This is a genomic window from Methylobacterium mesophilicum (assembly GCF_036441335.1).
GTDB lineage: Bacteria > Pseudomonadota > Alphaproteobacteria > Rhizobiales > Beijerinckiaceae > Methylobacterium > Methylobacterium mesophilicum_B.
On sequence record NZ_MLBW01000012.1, the window covers coordinates 26,769 to 43,259 of the forward strand.

At 72.4% G+C, this 16,491-nt stretch carries 13 protein-coding genes and 2 pseudogenes; 11 read left to right on the plus strand and 4 right to left on the minus strand.

From position 1 onward, the window contains the following. Complete coding sequence (gene scpA, locus MMR14E_RS08700; protein ID WP_331313732.1) at positions 1–2,166, plus strand: methylmalonyl-CoA mutase; 2,166 nt, start codon at positions 1–3, stop codon at positions 2,164–2,166. Between the two features lie 231 nt (positions 2,167–2,397). Further along, positions 2,398–4,032, plus strand: a complete 1,635-nt coding sequence (locus MMR14E_RS08705; protein WP_331313733.1) for an alpha-D-glucose phosphate-specific phosphoglucomutase — start codon at positions 2,398–2,400, stop codon at positions 4,030–4,032. Positions 4,033–4,159: 127 nt separating this feature from the next. Here the strand turns inward: MMR14E_RS08705 and MMR14E_RS08710 are convergent, their stop codons facing one another. Then, a complete protein-coding gene (locus MMR14E_RS08710) occupies positions 4,160–4,639 on the minus strand; it encodes a GNAT family N-acetyltransferase (protein ID WP_331313734.1) in 480 nt (159 codons plus the stop codon). 193 nt (positions 4,640–4,832) lie between these two features. Between MMR14E_RS08710 and rpsD the strand changes: the two genes are divergently transcribed. After that, positions 4,833–5,450, plus strand: coding sequence for a 30S ribosomal protein S4 (rpsD, locus tag MMR14E_RS08715; protein ID WP_010686187.1), 618 nt, complete (start codon positions 4,833–4,835; stop codon positions 5,448–5,450). A gap of 111 nt (positions 5,451–5,561) precedes the next feature. Here rpsD and MMR14E_RS08720 read toward each other — a convergent pair whose 3' ends face one another. Then, positions 5,562–5,864, minus strand: a complete 303-nt coding sequence (locus MMR14E_RS08720; RefSeq protein ID WP_331313735.1) for a hypothetical protein — start codon at positions 5,862–5,864, stop codon at positions 5,562–5,564. A 102-nt stretch (positions 5,865–5,966) separates the two neighbouring features. Between MMR14E_RS08720 and MMR14E_RS08725 the strand changes: the two genes are divergently transcribed. From MMR14E_RS08725 to MMR14E_RS29205, 4 genes and pseudogenes are all read left to right on the plus strand, one after another. After that, positions 5,967–6,305, plus strand: coding sequence for a DUF2293 domain-containing protein (locus MMR14E_RS08725; RefSeq protein WP_042670839.1), 339 nt, complete (start codon positions 5,967–5,969; stop codon positions 6,303–6,305). Positions 6,306–6,400: 95 nt separating this feature from the next. Then, entirely contained in the window at positions 6,401–6,610 is a 210-nt protein-coding gene (locus MMR14E_RS08730) for a TOBE domain-containing protein (RefSeq protein ID WP_010686190.1), read from the plus strand. Between the two features lie 147 nt (positions 6,611–6,757). Then, positions 6,758–7,564: pseudogene (gene tsaD, locus MMR14E_RS08735) on the plus strand (tRNA (adenosine(37)-N6)-threonylcarbamoyltransferase complex transferase subunit TsaD); the annotation flags it as partial. Beyond that, positions 7,558–8,013: pseudogene (locus MMR14E_RS29205) on the plus strand (TerB family tellurite resistance protein); the annotation flags it as partial. The pseudogenes tsaD and MMR14E_RS29205, both read left to right, overlap by 7 nt. A 40-nt stretch (positions 8,014–8,053) precedes the next feature. Here MMR14E_RS29205 and MMR14E_RS08745 read toward each other — a convergent pair. Beyond that, a complete protein-coding gene (locus tag MMR14E_RS08745; protein ID WP_331313736.1) occupies positions 8,054–10,489 on the minus strand; it encodes an EAL domain-containing protein in 2,436 nt (811 codons plus the stop codon). 222 nt (positions 10,490–10,711) lie between these two features. Between MMR14E_RS08745 and MMR14E_RS08750 the strand changes: the two genes are divergently transcribed. Then, the gene (locus MMR14E_RS08750; RefSeq protein WP_331313737.1) at positions 10,712–11,128 is read left to right on the plus strand and encodes an EVE domain-containing protein; all 417 of its coding nucleotides are present in this window, start codon (positions 10,712–10,714) and stop codon (positions 11,126–11,128) included. A gap of 27 nt (positions 11,129–11,155) precedes the next feature. On the opposite strand, the gene MMR14E_RS08755 is transcribed toward MMR14E_RS08750, so the two are convergent. Next, positions 11,156–12,691, minus strand: a complete 1,536-nt coding sequence (locus MMR14E_RS08755) for a HAMP domain-containing sensor histidine kinase (RefSeq protein WP_331313738.1) — start codon at positions 12,689–12,691, stop codon at positions 11,156–11,158. Positions 12,692–12,975: 284 nt separating this feature from the next. Here MMR14E_RS08755 and MMR14E_RS08760 point away from each other — a divergent pair, with 284 nt between their 5' ends. From MMR14E_RS08760 to MMR14E_RS08770, 3 genes are all read left to right on the plus strand, one after another. Continuing rightward, on the plus strand, positions 12,976–13,431 hold the full coding sequence (locus MMR14E_RS08760; protein ID WP_103984994.1) for a (2Fe-2S)-binding protein: 456 nt from the start codon (positions 12,976–12,978) through the stop codon (positions 13,429–13,431). Positions 13,432–13,503: 72 nt separating this feature from the next. Further along, on the plus strand, positions 13,504–15,699 hold the full coding sequence (locus MMR14E_RS08765) for a xanthine dehydrogenase family protein molybdopterin-binding subunit (protein ID WP_331313739.1): 2,196 nt from the start codon (positions 13,504–13,506) through the stop codon (positions 15,697–15,699). Positions 15,700–15,836: 137 nt separating this feature from the next. Further along, positions 15,837–16,454, plus strand: coding sequence for a uracil-DNA glycosylase family protein (locus MMR14E_RS08770; protein WP_331313740.1), 618 nt, complete (start codon positions 15,837–15,839; stop codon positions 16,452–16,454). Positions 16,455–16,491 lie beyond the last annotated feature (37 nt).

Below are 16,491 nucleotides of genomic sequence, written 5' to 3' on the forward strand. Positions count from 1 at the left end.
ATGACCTCCCGCATCCCGAACTTCGCCGAAGTCCCGTTCTCAGGCGAATCGCTCGCGGTGGCGGCTCCGGCGCTCGGCGAGCCCTGGATGACGCCGGAGGGCATCCCGGTGAAGGGCCGCTACGGGCCTGAGGACCGGGAGGGGATCGAGTTCCTCGACACCTATCCGGGGATCGCGCCGTTCCTGCGCGGCCCCTACCCGACCATGTACGTCACCCAGCCCTGGACGATCCGGCAGTACGCCGGCTTCTCCACGGCCGAGGATTCGAACGCCTTCTACCGGCGCAACCTCGCGGCCGGGCAGAAGGGCCTGTCGGTCGCCTTCGACCTCGCCACCCACCGCGGCTACGATTCCGACCATCCCCGCGTCTCGGGCGATGTCGGCATGGCGGGCGTGGCGATCGACTCGATCTACGACATGCGCACGCTGTTCTCGGGGATTCCCCTCGACGAGATGACCGTATCGATGACGATGAACGGCGCGGTGCTGCCGATCCTCGCCCTCTACATCGTCGCCGCCGAGGAGCAGGGCGTGCCGCCCCAGAAGCTCGCCGGCACGATCCAGAACGACATCCTCAAGGAGTTCATGGTCCGCAACACCTACATCTATCCCCCCAGGGGATCGATGCGGATCATCTCGGATATCTTCGCCTACACGTCGAAGAACATGCCGAAGTTCAACTCGATCTCGATTTCCGGCTACCACATGCAGGAGGCCGGGGCGACGAACGATCTCGAACTCGCCTACACGCTGGCCGACGGCGTCGAGTACATCAAGGCGGGGCTGGCCGCCGGGCTGACCATCGACCAGTTCGCCCCGCGCCTGTCGTTCTTCTGGGCGATCTCGACCAACTTCTTCATGGAGATCGCCAAGATGCGGGCCGCGCGCCTGATCTGGGCGAAGCTCGTGAAGGGGTTCGACCCGAAGTCGGAGAAGTCCCTGGCGCTGCGCACCCACTCGCAGACCTCGGGCTGGTCGCTCACCGCGCAGGACGTGTTCAACAACGTCACCCGCACCAACATCGAGGCGATGGCGGCGACGCAGGGCGGCACGCAGTCGCTCCACACCAACGCGCTGGACGAGGCGCTGGCCCTGCCGACCGACTTCTCGGCCCGGATCGCCCGCAACACCCAGCTGTTCCTGCAGCAGGAGAGCGGCACCACCCGGATCGTCGATCCCTGGGGCGGCTCCTACTACGTGGAGAAGCTCACCGCCGACATGGTCGCCCGGGCCTGGGAGCACATCCGCGAGGTCGACGGGCTCGGCGGCATGGCCAAGGCGATCGAGGCCGGCATCCCGAAGCTGCGGATCGAGGAGGCCGCCGCCCGGGCCCAGGCGCGGATCGATTCCGGCCGCCAGACCATCGTCGGCGTGAACAAGTTCCGGGCCGACGACGAGATGGCGATCGAGCTGCTGCGGGTGGACAACGGCAATGTCCGCCGGCTCCAGATCGACAAGCTCAAGCGCCTGCGCGCCGAGCGCGACGAGGCCGCGGTTTCCGCGCGGCTGGAGGCGCTCACGAAGGCCGCCGACGGCGCCGGCAACCTGCTGGAACTCGCCGTCGAGGCGGCCCGCGCCAAGGCGACGGTGGGCGAGATTTCGGAGGCCCTGGAGAAGGCCTGGGGCCGGCACCGCGCCGAGATCCGCTCGATCTCCGGCGTCTACAAGCGCGAGGTGGGGGGCATGTCGCCTGTGGTCGAGGAAGTCCGGGCGCTGGTCGAGGCGTTCGAGGAGAATGACGGCCGCCGGCCGCGCATCCTGGTCGCCAAGATGGGCCAGGACGGGCACGACCGCGGCCAGAAGGTGATCGCCTCGGCCTTCGCGGATCTCGGCTTCGACGTGGATATCGGGCCCCTCTTCGCCACGCCGGCGGAGGCCGCCCGGCAGGCGGTGGAGAACGACGTGCACATCGTCGGCGTCTCGTCGCTGGCGGCCGGCCACCTGACGCTGGTGCCGGAGCTGAAGGCGGCGCTCACCGAGCAGGGCCGCGACGACGTGATGATCGCCATCGGCGGCGTCATCCCGCCGGGCGACTACGAGGCGCTGACGGCGGCGGGCGCGGCGGCGATCTTCCCGCCCGGCACGGTGATCGCCGAGGCTGCCGCCAAGCTGATCCGCGCGCTGAACGAGCGGCTGGGCTACGCGGCCCGGCAGGCGGCGGAGTAGCGGTGCGGAGCGCTTCGATCCTGTCGTCATCGCGAGCGCAGCGAAGCGACCCCGGGCCGCGCGACCTCGATGAGCGCGGCGCTGCCGGATTGCCGCGCGCCGCGCGCAAAGACGCTTCCGTCGCCTGATCCCCCGAAACGCCGTGAAAAAAGCCCGCCCCTGTCGCCGGGGCTGGTGACGCCGCGCCTCCGCGCGGGCATTGAGGCGGGAGAGCCCGGGAGACGCCCGCCTATGACGACCCCGACGACCGTCGCCACCACGCCCTTCCCCGACCAGAAGCCGGGCACCTCCGGCCTGCGCAAGAAGGTGCCGGTGTTCCGGCAGCCGAACTACGTCGAGAACTTCGTCCAGGCGATCTTCGACACCCTGCCCGACAAGGCGGGCGCCACCCTGGTGCTCGGCGGCGATGGGCGCTTCCTCAACCGGGAGGTGGTGCAGAAGACGCTGCGCCTCGCAGCCGGCAACGGGTTCGGCCGGGTGCTGGTCGGGCAGGGCGGCCTGCTCTCGACGCCGGCCGCCTCCTGCGTGATCCGGAAGGCCAAGGCGCTCGGCGGCATCGTGCTCTCGGCGAGTCACAACCCGGGCGGACCGGAGGGCGATTTCGGCATCAAGTTCAACGCCGCCAATGGCGGCCCGGCACCGGAATCCGTCACCGACGCGATCTTCGCGCGGGCCAAGGCGCTGACCGAGTACCGTCTCGTCGAGGCCCCGGATCTCGACCTCGACACGCTCGGCGACACCCGCCTCGGCACCATGACCGTCACGGTGATCGACCCGGTGGCCGACTATGCCGAGCTGATGCGCACGCTCATCGACTTCGACGCGGTGTCGCGCCTGTTCGCCTCCGGCTTCCGCATGCGCTTCGACGCCATGAGCGCGGTGACCGGCCCCTACGCGACGGCGATCCTCGAAGGGATGCTCGGCGCCCCCGCCGGCACGGTGGTCAACGCCGAGCCGAAGGAGGATTTCGGCGGCCACCACCCGGACCCGAACCCGGTCCACTGCCACGACCTGTTCGACCTGATGCAGGGCCCGGACGCGCCGGATTTCGGCGCCGCCTCGGACGGCGACGGCGACCGCAACATGATCGTGGCGCCGGGCCTGTTCGTGACGCCGAGCGACAGCCTCGCCCTGCTCGCCGCCCACGCCCACCGGGCGCCGGGCTACGCGGGCGGGCTCGCCGGTGTCGCGCGGTCCATGCCCACGAGCCGCGCCGCCGACCGGGTCGCGGCCGCCCTCGGCATCAAGGCCTACGAGACCCCCACCGGCTGGAAGTTCTTCGGGAACCTGCTGGATGCGGGCCTCATCACCCTGTGCGGCGAGGAGAGCGCCGGTACCGGCTCGAACCACGTGCGCGAGAAGGACGGACTCTGGGCGGTGCTGCTCTGGCTCAACATCCTGGCCGCCACCGGCGAGCGCGCCGACGCGCTGGTGCGGGCGCATTGGCGCGCCTACGGGCGCGACTACTACGCCCGCCACGATTACGAGGAGGTCGACTCGGACGCCGCCAACGGCCTGATGGACGCGCTCCGCGAGAAACTCGCCGAGCTGCCGGGCACGCGGATCGGCGACCTCACGGTGTCGACGGCCGACGAGTTCGCCTACCGCGACCCGGTGGACGGCTCGATGACCGAGCGTCAGGGCATCCGGATCGGCTTCGCCGAGGACGCGCGGGCGGTGTTCCGGCTCTCCGGCACCGGCACCGCCGGGGCGACGCTGCGGGTCTACCTGGAGCGCTACGAGAACGCGCCGGACCGGCTCGACTCGGCCGTGGCCGAGGTGCTGGCCCCGGTCGCGGCCGCGGCCCGCGCGATCGCCGAGATCGAGCCCCGCACCGGAAGGCCTGAGCCGAGCGTGGTGACCTGAGGGGAGCCGGGCGACGCCCCGTCTTTGCGAGCGGAGCGAAGCGATCCAGAGGCGCCACGCTCGACGGCGGTGCGCGACCCTGGGGCGCTTCGCTGCTCGCGATGACGGCAGGGCCGGCGCCGATTCCTCAAACCAAGTCCTTCACCATGTGCACGGTGACGTCGTCGTCGCGAGTCCGGCCCGGTCCGTCGTAGAGCGCCTCCCGCTCCACCCGGTAGCCCAGCGCGCCGTAGAGGCGCAGGTTCGCCGTGTACTTCTTGTTGGTGTAGAGGCGCAGCCGCGCGAGCCCCGCCCCGGCCGCGACGGCATCCGCGAGACTCATCAGCCGGCTGCCGAAGCCCCGCCCCTGGAAGGCCGGGTGCACCGCGACGTTGACGACCAGCAGATGGTCGGCCTCCGCCCTCGTCTCGATCAACCCGGCGAGATCCGGACCGGCGGGCAGCAGGTCGAAGCGGTTGTCCCGCAGAGCCTGCGCGTAATCCGCCTGCATGGGAATTGGCAGGCGGCCGATCACCGGGATCCACTTGCTGTAGGCCACCTCCACCAGCGCCCGGATCGCCTCCGCGTCCGTCGGCACACCGCGCCGGACCGCCACTGACTCGTCCATCTGACCTCTCACGGTTGACCGCGGCGCCTCCGTCCCCTAAAGACCCGCCCGACGATGGGGCTCCGAGCGGGGCCCCGTCGCGTTTTCACGCGCACCCGTGGGCGGGATCCTCCCGCCCTGTCGTCCCGGACCGCGAAGGGCCGGGAAAAGGAGGGCGCGTTCCTCATTCTCGTCACGAGAGGACGCGAAAGATATGTCGAAGCGGATTCAGGCGAAGCACAAGCTCGACCGCCGCATGGGCCAGAACATCTGGGGCCGCCCGAAGAGCCCCGTCAACCGCCGCGAGTACGGCCCCGGCCAGCACGGCCAGCGCCGCAAGGGTAAGATGAGCGACTTCGGCACGCAGCTGCGCGCCAAGCAGAAGCTCAAGGGCTACTACGGCAACATCACCGAGAAGCAGTTCCGCCGCTACTACGCCGAGGCGATCCGCCTGCGCGGCGATTCCGGCGAGAACCTCGTCGGCCTGCTCGAGCGCCGCCTCGACGCCGTGGTCTACCGGGCGAAGTTCGTCGCGACCCCGTTCGCCGCGCGCCAGTTCGTCAACCACGGGCACGTCAAGGTGAACGGCGTGCGCGTCAACATCCCGAGCTACCAAGTCAAGGCCGGCGACCTGATCGAGGTCAAGGAGTCGTCCCGCCAGCTCGAGATCGTCATCGTGGCGACCCAGCTCTCCGAGCGCGACGTGCCGGACTACATCGAGGCCGACCACGCCAAGATGACCGCCCGCGTCACCCGCATCCCCAGCCTGTCCGAGGTGCCCTACCCGGTGCAGATGGAGCCGAACCTCGTCATCGAGTTCTACTCCCGCTGATCCTGTCGCCCCGGCGACCGATGGAGGGGCTGCCCGTTCGGGCGGCCCCTTCGCGTTTCGAGAGCCCCGTCCCGAAGGCGGACCTCCGGCACCCGGGACGGGATGCGGGCCTCAGCAGCCGTGGCAGATCGAGCCCATCGTGTGCCGCATCTTGCTGTCCCAGGCCTTCGAGCGGGCCTCGGCGGCCTTCTGGGCCTTGATCATCTCGGCCTGGTTCACGGGCTGCGGCAGGCCGGTGACGGCGGCGTTGCCCGTCGGCTTGGTCTGGCTCATGGGGGTGACCCGGCGGCCGCCCACGATGGGGCCGGCCGGGGCGGCGGGGCCTGGGCCCGCGCCCGGAGCCGGGCTCTGGGCCAGCGCCGGCGTCGCCCCGAGCAGGAGGCCGAGAAGCAGCGCGGGACGAAGAATTGCCATGGACGTGATCTCCCCGGCGGAGGATCCTGTGCCGGCCCCGCCTCATCTGGCGGCGATCCTACCCGATCACACCTTTAAAATCATGCCGACGGCAGATCCCCGGTGAGCGCCGGTCCGCCCCTGAACCGCCGGGAGGCCGTCGCCGCGGCCCTGGCCCGCCTCGCCCCGCGCCTGCCGGATTTCGAGGCGGAGGCCGCCCTCGACCGGGCGCTGGCGAGCCCGGGCCTGCGCCGGGCCGCCCCCGAGACGGCGGCCCGCCTCGCCCTCGTGGCCTACGCGCGCCACGTCTTCACGGATTACGACGAACTCCTCGCGGAAGGCTACGACCGGGACAGCGCCCGGCACTTCGTCCTCGAAGACCTCAACGCCGCGCTCGCCGCCTGGGGCGCCGCGCCGGTCCCCGAGGACGAGCCCGGCGCGCCCGGGGCCGATCCGCGCTGAGGCGGTCGCGCCGGGCTCCGCCATGCTGTAGGAGACCGGCCCGGGGCCGCCCCGCGGCCCGTTCCGGTGCCGCTCGTGGAGATTGGCAGCAGACCATGAAGATCAGCGCGCGCAACGTCCTCAAGGGTACGGTCGTCTCGGTGGAGAAGGGGGCGACCACCTCCCACGTGAAGATCGAGATCAGCCCCGGCCAGGTGGTCACCGCCTCGATCACCAACGCGGCCGTCGAGTCCCTCAAGCTCGTCGCCGGCGGTCCCGCCTACGCGGTGATCAAGGCCTCCGACGTCATGGTCGCCGTCGACTGACGACGGCCGGCGCGCCACCGTTCGGGGACGGAGGGCGGCGCGCATCCACCACGCTCCGGGCCCGGGCATGGGCATGGGCATGGGCCGGCCGCCTTCGCGCCGCCACCGCCGCCGGATAGGATGAGCCCGGACTAAGGAGTTCCGCGCGTGCAGAAGACCGTGCTCGGCATCGAGACCACCTGCGATGAGACCGCCGCCGCGGTGGTGTCGGTCGACGAGGAGGGGGTCGCCCAGATCCGCGCCAACGAGGTGCTGAGCCAGATCGCCGAGCACGCGGCCTACGGCGGCGTCGTGCCGGAGATTGCCGCCCGCGCCCATGTCGAGGTGCTCGACCGGCTGATCGCCCGCGCCCTCGACCGGGCCGGAACGGGCTTCCGGGACCTCGACGGCATCGCGGTGGCGGCCGGGCCCGGGCTGATCGGCGGCGTGCTGGTCGGCCTCGTCACCGCCAAGACCCTGGCGCTCGTGACCCGCAAGCCCCTGCTCGCCGTCAACCACCTGGAGGCCCACGCCCTCACGGCGCGGCTCACCGACGGCATCGCCTTCCCCTACCTGCTGCTCCTGGTCTCGGGCGGCCACACCCAGCTCGTCGCCGTGCGCGGCGTCGGCGACTACGTGCGCCTCGGCTCCACCGTCGACGACGCCATCGGCGAGGCCTTCGACAAGGTCGCCAAGCTCCTGGGCCTCGGCTATCCCGGCGGCCCCGAGGTCGAGCGCGTGGCCGAGGCCGGCGATCCCGAGCGCTTCGCCCTGCCCCGGCCGATGCTCGGCCGCCGCGAGGCCGACTTCTCCCTCTCGGGCCTCAAGACCGCCGTGCGGATCGAGGCCGAGCGGATCGCCCCGCTGGCCGAGCGCGACGTCGCCGATCTCTGCGCGAGCTTCCAGGCCGCCGTGGTCGACGTGGTGGTGGACCGCGCCCGGGTCGCCCTGCGCGCCTTCTCAGACGCGGCCGGGTCGTGCAGGTGGAGCCGTCCGCGCGGGCGGGCGTCGAGCGCCTGTTCGACCTCGCCAAGAAGACCACCAACGGCTTCGAGGCCTACGCCCAGCAGCTGGCGACCACCTTCGGCGACGAGCCGGCGCTCCTCGAGGACGTGCTCGACGGCCTGTTCCAGATCGCCGGCGCCGACGGGGCGCTGCACGAGGCCGAGGAGCGCTACCTGCGCGCGGTCTCGGGCATCTTCGGCTTCGACGAGGCGGCGTTCCGGCGCCTGGGGCTCGACGACAGCAAGCTCCCGACCGGCACCGGGGCGTTCACGGCCGCGGCGCTCGCCGGGCTGGCGGCCGCCAAGGGCATCGAGATGCCGGTGGCGGAGGCCGTCGCGGCCATCGTGGCGGGCACGGCCAGCGTCGACGACGTGATCGCCGGCCTGCTGGCCCGTCCGCTGCGCGGGGAGACCGACTGAGCGCCGGCCCCGGCCCGCCATCCCCCGCCCGCAACCCCCGTCACGCCACCGAGGCCGCCGGTACAGCGCGGTCTCGTCCTTGGCCGTGGGTGTGGTCCGCGAAGCGCGCGATCGGCGCCGGCCGACCCAGCAGGTAGCCCTGGGCGAGGTGGCACTGCTCGCCGGCCAGGAAGGACAGCTCCTCGGCGGTCTCCACGCCCTCCGCCACCACGGCGAGCCCGAGGCCGCGCCCCAGTCCCAGGACGGAGCGCACGATCGCCGCCCCCTGCGGGTTGGTGTGGACCGCCCTGATGAACGAGCCGTCGATCTTGATCCGATCGAACGGGAAGGAGCGCAGGTTCGACAGCGACGAGTAGCCGGTGCCGAAATCGTCCATGGCGATCCGCACGCCGAGGGCCTTGAGCTGGCGCAGCGTGAGGAGCGCCCGGGCCGGGTCCCGGATCAGCGCCGTCTCGGTGATCTCGATCTCCAGGCGCTCCGCCCGCAGCCCGGCCTCGTACAGGGTGCCGTGGACGAACTGGACGAAGAGCGGGTTGTGGAGCTGCACCGCCGACACGTTGACGGCGATCGCCAGCGGGTTCGGCCAAGCGGCCGCCGCCCGGCAGGCCTCTCGCAGCACCCAGGCGCCGATCTCGAGGATCGCCCCGGTCTCCTCGGCGATCGGGACGAACAGGGCCGGCGAGATGCTGCCCCTGTCCGGATGGTGCCAGCGCAGCAGCGCCTCGAAGCCCGTGACCGTGCCGGACTCGATCCGGCTCTGCGGCTGGTAGACGAGCGCCAGCTCGCCCCGCGCCACCGCGTGGCGGAGGTCGTGCTCGAGCTGGCGCCGGTCGCGGATCTCCGCGCCCATGCTGGCGTCGTAGCGCCGGCAGGTCCCGCGCCCCTCGTTCTTGGCCCGGTAGAGGGCGGCGTCGGCGTGGCTCAGCAGCGCGCGCAGGTCCGCGGCGTCGTCGGGATAGACCGCGATGCCGATGCTGGTGGCGATCACCGGGCCGGAGGCGGCCGGCACCGCCGCCAGGGTGGCGAGGATCCGCTCGGCCAGCCGCTCGGCCTGTCCCTCCACGTGTCCCTCCACGTGTCCCTCCACGTGTCCCTCCACGTGTCCCTCCACGTGTCCCTCCGCCTGCGGCGTCAGGATGGCGAACTCGTCGCCGCCGAGCCGCGCCATCAGCTGCTTGGGATCGAGGAGGCCGCCGACCCGGAGGGCGAGGTCGCGCAGCATCGCGTCGCCGGTCGCGTGCCCGAAGAGGTCGTTGACCTCCTTGAAGCGGTCGAGGTCGAGGCACAGCACCGCGAGCCGGCCGCCCCGGACGTCCGCGGCGCGCATCTCCCGCTCGAGCCGCGCGTGGAAGCTCGTGCGGTTGGCGAGGCCGGTGAGCGCGTCGTGGTGGGCGAGGTAGTGGATCTCGCTCTCGGCCCGGCGCCGGGCGCGCAGGTCGCGCACTGCCACGGCGTGGTGCGGCAGGCGCCCGTACTCGGCGACCGGGCGCATGATCACCTCCACCGGGATGGGGGCGCCTCCCGCCGGGAGGAGTTCGGTCTCCAGGGGCTGGTCGGCCGTCCCGGCGCCGGGCACGAGGTCCGGCAGGTAGGCGCTCAGGCTCCGCCCCGTCAGGAGGGCCGCCTCCAGGCCCGCGAGCCGGGCGAAGGCCTCGTTGGCGCTGACGATCTCGCCGCCGCGGCAGACGACGAGGCCTTCCACGGCCGCGTTGGCGAGGCTGCGCAGGCGCTCGCGCTCGAGATCGGCGCGGCGGCGCTCGCGCAGGTCGACCACGAGGGCGGCGCCGGCGAGCAGCAGGATCAGGCAGCTCGCCACCGCCACGGCCGCCGCGAGCCATCCGGTCCGGATCGCCCCCGAGGGGATCGCCACGGTGGGGTCGGGATGGAGGGTCACCGCGCCCATGCCGGCGAAGTGGTGGCCGCAGATCGCCAGGATCAGCAGCGCGGCGCCGCCGTACCGACCCCGGACTGTGGTGGCCGACAGGCCGACCACCAGGGCGGCGGCGCCGAGCCCCGCCCCGAGGCCGACCGAGACCGCGACCAGCGCGGGATTCCAGGCGAGGTGCCCCGCCACCTGGTAGGCCGCCATGCCGGTGTAGTGCATGGTCGCGATGCCGCCGCCGACCACGGCGCCGCCGAGGCCCGCCTGGACCGACCGGCCGGACGCGGCCAGGGCGAAGCCGAGCCCGGTGATCGCGACGGCGTCCACGTAGGAGAGGAGCGTCAGCCCGACGCCGTAGCCCGACGGCAGCCCGGGCTCGAAGGCGAGCATCGCCAGGAAATGCGTCGCCCAGATCCCCGATCCCCCGGCGGCGGCGGCCACCGCGAGCCAGACGTAGCGGCCGCGGCCGCCGGTCCGGCCGGCATGGGTGAGCAGCTCCATCGCGGTGCCGCTCGCCAGCGCGCAGACGAGGGCCGCGAGGGATACCAACCACAGATTGTGTTCCCCGGCAAAACAACCGATGACTGAGAACATATATGCAACCGGTGATTGGTATGAGGTACGCTCTACGGATATTGCATGCAGAATTTAATATTTGCCCAAGGATTGCGATAGAACTGCGCGGCGTTCTACGCGGGCTGTGCTTGGTCGCGGGCGCCGCGCCCGGCCACGGCCGCGCCGGCCTGTCCCCGGGGGGCGAAGCTGGGCTATGGCGGGGCGCGCCGCCCGGCCGGGCGGTCTACTGGGACTTCAGCGATGGCGTACTGGCTGTTCAAATCCGAGCCCGCGACCTGGTCGTGGGATCAGCAGGTCGCGGCCGGGGAAGCCGGCACGTACTGGAACGGCGTGCGCAACCACCTCGCCAAGAAGCAGCTGATGGCCATGCAGGTCGGCGAGCGGGGCTTCTTCTACCACTCGAACGAGGGCAAGGCGGTGGTCGGCATCGTGGCGGTGACCCGCGCCTACTATCCCGACCACACGGACGAGACCGGCCGCTTCGGCATGGTCGACGTCAAGGCCGTGCGGGCGATGCCGAGCCCGGTCACGCTCGAGGCGATCAAGACCGACCCGGCGCTCGCCGGCATGGTGCTGGTCAACAATTCCCGCCTGTCGGTGCAGCCGGTGACCGAGGCCGAGTGGGCGCGGATCTGCGCCCTCGGCGGTCTCGGCTGAACCGGGGCGCGCGGCCCGCCGGGCCGCTCAGGCGGCGCGGTTGAGGGGGCCGCGCACGGGGCCCACGAAGTCCGGCTCGACCTCGACCGGCGGCAGCGTGTCCATGACCCGAGCGGCCGGCAGGGTCACCACCACCTCGGTGCCCTCGCGGGGCTTGGAGGACAGCTGGAACTGCCCGCCGTGCAGCTCCACGAGGCCCTTCACGATCGGCAGGCCCAGGCCGGAGCCCTGCTCGGCGGTCTTGATCGCCAGCGAGCCGCGCCCGAACGACGACAGGACCGTGCCGAGCTCGTCCTCGGGGATGCCCGGGCCGCTGTCCTTCACCGACACGTACTGGCCGCCCGAGGCGGTCCAGCCGACCTTCAGCCAGATCTCGCCGCCCGGGGGCGTGAACTTCACGGCGTTCGACAGCAGGTTCAAGACGATCTGGCGCAGCGCCCGCTCGTCGGCCCAGAGCCGCGGCAGCGAGGCGTCGACGAGGTCGTGGAAGGTCTGGTTCTTCGCCTTGGCCCGCAGGCCCATCATGTGGCGGCACTCCTCGACCACGTGGGCGAGCTGCACCGGCTCCTCGTTGAGCTCGTAGCGCCCCGCCTCGATCCGCGACAGGTCGAGGATCTCGTTGATCAGGTTCAGGAGGTGCATCCCGCTGTCGTGGATGTCGTGCGAGTACTCGCGGTAGGACGGCGCCGTGTGGGTGCCGAACACCTCGTTCTTCATCACCTCCGAGAAGCCCAGGATGGCGTTGAGCGGCGTGCGCAGCTCGTGGCTCATCGTGGCGAGGAAGCGCGACTTCGCGAGGTTGGCCTCCTCGGCCCGGCGGCGGGCCTCGTCCGAGTTGGCCTTGGCCTGCTCCAGCTCGCCGAACACCGCGTCCTTCTCGGCGCGGGAGCGCAGGGCGCCCACCGTCGAGGTGTAGAGGCGGCGGGACAGGCCGAGGAAGAAGACCTGCGCGCCGCCGGCCATCACCACCAGCATCAGCAGGTCCATCCCGCGGGAGAAGGCCGCCAGCGAGGCGGTGGCGAGGGCCAGCGGCACCAGGGCCGCGACGGCGGCGAGCGGCACCGTCGCGGCCAGCATGGTGGTGACCGCGGAGGCGATGACGAGGCCGAACAGCGCGAAGGTCCAGCCGCCGGTCGTGCCGAGCCCGATCATCGCGGCCCACGACAGGCTCTGCAGCACCTCGCCGATCAGGAAGCGGCGGCGCCAGCGGGCGAGCGGGATCGTCGCCGGGTCCGCCCGGAGGAAACGCCGGCTCAACGTCGTGTTGAGCGTGATCATCAGGAAGACGCCGAGCGCCCAGGCCACGGCCACCGGCGGCGCGATCCAGAAGGTCGCCGCCGCGGCCAGGGCCGCCGCGAACCCCGCCAGCGGGATGCCCGCGCCGGCCCGGTACTGGGCGTAGTGACGCAGCAGCTCGTAGTCGAAGGCCCGCTCCAGGCCGGTCTGCGAGGTCAGCTTCTCGCGGGCCGAGCGGATCTCGCGGGCAACCCCGAGGCGGCGCGCCGCCTCCTCCGTCGAGGGGCCGCGACCGCGCTGGACCATCTCGACGGTGAGATCGGACATGCGCGTCTTGAAACTCGGCTCGAATGCGCGGGCGGGCGGCGGTGGCTGGGAACCTCTCCGTGAGGATGGGGCGGATGTGTTAAGAAGGGGCTGCCGGCATCCCCTCAATCTTAAGCATCGCGGGCTGTGGTGAGCCTGTCGTTGCGCCGGATCGACGTGCGGTGCCGCACATCGTGTCCGGGCCGGCGCCCGCTATCCTGGCGCGCAGGCCCGCTTGCCCGAGCGCGGCCGCACGCCGCGATCCGGGGCGCCCGGACACGCGCGTCGAGAGAGGGTCGCCGACCATGCCGAATCTGACCGTCAACGGCGTCGCGCACGCGATCGACGCCGATCCCGACATGCCCCTGCTCTGGGTCCTGCGCGACCGGCTCGACGCCACCGGCACCAAGTACGGCTGCGGCATCGCGCAGTGCGGCGCCTGCACGGTCCATCTCGACGGCCAGCCGGTCCGCGCCTGCCAGACGCGCCTGGGCGATGTCGGCACCGCGCAGGTCACCACCATCGAGGGCGTGTCGGGCCGGGTGGCCGAGGCCGTCCAGGCGGCTTGGCGCAAGCTCGACGTGGTCCAGTGCGGCTACTGCCAGTCCGGCCAGATCATGTCGGCCATCGGCCTGCTCTCGGGCAACGCCAAGCCGACCGACGCCGACATCGACGGCGCCATGGACGGCAACATCTGCCGCTGCGGCACGTATCAGCGCATCCGCGCGGCGATTCACGAAGCCGCGCGCAGCCTCGCCTGATCCGTCCCGGCGCCCACCTTCCTCTGCCCCTCGCCCGCCCCGCCCCGCGGTCCCGACCGGAGCCTCGCCGCCATGCTGAACGCCCGTCGACCGAGCCCCCTGCCCGCCCGTCCCAGCCGCCGCGGCCTGCTGGCCGGCGCCGGCGCCCTCGTGGTCGCGTTCCGGCTCGACCCGAAACCCGCCCGCGCCGCGCCCGGCCCGAACCTCGCCGACGTGAAGGCGCAGCCCAACGCCTTCGTGCGGATCGGCGCGGACGACACCGTCACGGTGGTGATCAAGCACCTCGACATGGGCCAAGGGAACACGACGGGGCTCGCCACGATCCTGGCCGACGAGCTCGGCGCCGACTGGCGACACGTCCGGACCGAGTTCGCGCCCGCGGACGCGGCGCTCTACAACAACACCCTGATGGGCCCGATCCAGGGCACCGGCGGCTCGACCGCGGTGGCCAATTCCTGGTTCCAGCTGCGCAAGGCGGGCGCGGCCGCCCGCGAGATGCTGATGGCCGAGGCCGCCTTCCGCTGGAAGGTGCCGGTCTCCGAGATCACGGTCGCCGACAGTCTCGTGCGCCACGCCCCGTCCGGCCGGCAGGCCCGGTTCGGCGAGCTCGCCCTCTCGGCCGCCTCCCTGCCGGTGCCCTCCGAGCCGCGGCTCAAGGATCCGAGCGAGTGGACGCTGATCGGCGCGAAGGTGCCGCGCCTCGATTCCGTCGCCAAGACGAACGGCACGGCGGTCTACTCCCTCGACATTCGCCGCCCGAACCAGGTCACGGCCGTCGTGGCGCGGGCGCCGCGCTTCGGCGCCACCGTGAAGAGCTTCGACGCCGCGGCCGCCCGGAAGGTCGCGGGCGTCCTCGACGTGGTGCAGGTGCCGACCGGCGTGGCGGTGATCGCCCGCGACACGTGGTCGGCCATGAAGGGCCGCGAGGCGCTGACCGTCGCCTGGGACGACAGCGCCGCCGAGACCCGCTCGTCCGACGCGATCCTGGCCGAGTACCGGGAGCGGGCCAAGGGCCCGGGCCTGACGGCGTCCGAGCGCGGCGACCCGCGGGCGGCGCTGAAGGGCGCCGCCAAGGTCGTCGAGGCCGAGTTCACCTTCCCCTACCTCGCCCACGCGGCGATGGAGCCCCTGAACGCCACGATCGAGCGGGCGGCCGACGGCGGCTACGACGTCTACGCGGGCTTCCAGTTCCAGACCGTCGAGCAGGCGACGATGGCGGCGATCCTCGGCGTGACGGCCGACCGGGTCCGGCTGCACAGCAACTGGGCCGGCGGCTCCTTCGGCCGCCGGGCGACCCCCACCGCCGACTACCTCGCGGAGGCCGCTGCCGTCTTCAAGGCGTCCGGCGAGAAGGCCCCGGTCCACCTCGTCTGGACCCGCGAGGACGACATGGCCGGCGGCTATTACCGCCCGACCGTGCTCCATAAGGTCCGGGCCGGCATCGACGGCAAGGGCGCGGTGGTCGGCTGGGACCACGTCATGGTCGGCAAGTCGATCATGATCGGCTCGCCCTTCGAGGCGATGATCGTCAAGAACGGCATCGATTCCACCACCGTCGAGGGCGCCTCCGACACGCCCTACGCGCTGCCGGCCTACCGGTTCGGCGTCCACAACGGCCGCGAGGGCGTGCCCGTCCTGTGGTGGCGCTCGGTCGGCCACACCCACACGGCCCACGTGATGGAGGTGATGATCGACGAGCTGGCGCACGCCGCCAGCGTCGATCCGGTCGCCTACCGGCTCTCCCTCCTGACCCAGGCGCCGCGGCTGTCGGGCGTGCTGAAGCTCGCCGCCGACAAGGCCGGCTGGAGCGCCAGGCCGCAGGAGCAGGGCCGCGGCCTCGGGGTGGCGGTCCACGAATCCTTCGGCTCCTACGTCGCCATGGTGGCCGACGTCACGGCGCACGACGCCGCGATCCGGGTGAACCGGATCGTGGCGGCGGTGGATGTCGGCGTTCCGGTCAACCCGGACGTGATCCGCGCGCAGGTCGAGGGCGCGGTGGGCTTCGCCCTGTCGGCGGTGCTGCGCAACCGCATCACCCTCAAGGACGGCCAGGTGCAGGAGCACAATTTCGACGCCTACGAGCCGACCCGGATGAGCGAGATGCCGAAGGTTGAGGTGCACATCGTGCCGAGCCAGGCGGCGCCCACTGGGATCGGCGAGCCGGGCGTGCCCGTGCTCGGGCCGTCGATCGCCAACGCGGTCTTCGCCGCGACCGGCCGGCGCCTGCGCTCCCTGCCCCTCGACCTCTCGGGCGCGAAGGGCGCGTGAGGAAACGCACGTTCCGATCGCGCGGATCGGCGTAGGACGGAGGGGCCTTCCCCCCAAGGCAAGAGACCCGACTGACGACGGCGCGGCGCGACACCGCGCCGTTTCTTTTTCGCGCGCCGCGACGCCATCTCCGGGCCATGCCCGCCTTCGACGACACCGCCGCGCGCCTGCGCGCCTGCCGCCTCTGCCGCGACACGCCGCGCTACGGTCCGCCCCTGCCCCAGGAGCCCCGGCCGATCGTGCAGGGCTCGGCCACGGCCCGCCTGTGCATCGCCAGCCAGGCGCCCGGTACCCGCGCGCACCGCACCGGCCAGCCGTTCACCGACCCGTCCGGCGTGCGGCTGCGATCCTGGCTCGGGCTCGACGAGGCGCGGTTCTACGATCCCGCCCGGGTCGCGATCGTGCCGATGGGGTCGTGCTTCCCCGGGCTCGACGCCAAGGGCGGCGACCGGCCGCCCCGCCGGGAATGCGCCGAGCGCTGGCGGGCGGAGCTCTTCTCCGGCCTGCCGGACCTGGAGCTGATCCTGGTGATCGGCCAGTACGCGCAGGGCTGGCACCTCGGACGGATGGCGGGCGGCCTCACCGGGACGGTGCGGCGCTGGCGGGAGATCCTGGCCGAGCCGCGCCGCCCCCGGGTCCTGCCCCTGCCCCACCCGTCCTGGCGCAACACCGGCTGGCTCAAGCGCGAGCCCTGGTTCGAGGCGGAGCTGCTGCCGGTGCTGAAGGCGGAGGTGGCGCGGGTGCTGGCGGGGTGAGGTGGCCGTGCCGGCATTGACGGCGCAGGCGTTCCGC

Excerpts from the sequence above, each read along its gene's own strand:
- scpA (WP_331313732.1), top strand. The coding sequence starts at position 1 with ATGACCTCCCGCATCCCGAACTTCGCCGAAGTCCCGTTCTCAGGCGAA.
- MMR14E_RS08705 (WP_331313733.1), top strand. The coding sequence starts at position 2,398 with ATGACGACCCCGACGACCGTCGCCACCACGCCCTTCCCCGACCAGAAG.
- MMR14E_RS08710 (WP_331313734.1), bottom strand. The coding sequence starts at position 4,639 with ATGGACGAGTCAGTGGCGGTCCGGCGCGGTGTGCCGACGGACGCGGAG.
- rpsD (WP_010686187.1), top strand. The coding sequence starts at position 4,833 with ATGTCGAAGCGGATTCAGGCGAAGCACAAGCTCGACCGCCGCATGGGC.
- MMR14E_RS08720 (WP_331313735.1), bottom strand. The coding sequence starts at position 5,864 with ATGGCAATTCTTCGTCCCGCGCTGCTTCTCGGCCTCCTGCTCGGGGCG.
- MMR14E_RS08730 (WP_010686190.1), top strand. The coding sequence starts at position 6,401 with ATGAAGATCAGCGCGCGCAACGTCCTCAAGGGTACGGTCGTCTCGGTG.
- MMR14E_RS08745 (WP_331313736.1), bottom strand. The coding sequence starts at position 10,489 with ATGTTCTCAGTCATCGGTTGTTTTGCCGGGGAACACAATCTGTGGTTG.
- MMR14E_RS08750 (WP_331313737.1), top strand. The coding sequence starts at position 10,712 with ATGGCGTACTGGCTGTTCAAATCCGAGCCCGCGACCTGGTCGTGGGAT.
- MMR14E_RS08755 (WP_331313738.1), bottom strand. The coding sequence starts at position 12,691 with ATGTCCGATCTCACCGTCGAGATGGTCCAGCGCGGTCGCGGCCCCTCG.
- MMR14E_RS08760 (WP_103984994.1), top strand. The coding sequence starts at position 12,976 with ATGCCGAATCTGACCGTCAACGGCGTCGCGCACGCGATCGACGCCGAT.
- MMR14E_RS08765 (WP_331313739.1), top strand. The coding sequence starts at position 13,504 with ATGCTGAACGCCCGTCGACCGAGCCCCCTGCCCGCCCGTCCCAGCCGC.
- MMR14E_RS08770 (WP_331313740.1), top strand. The coding sequence starts at position 15,837 with ATGCCCGCCTTCGACGACACCGCCGCGCGCCTGCGCGCCTGCCGCCTC.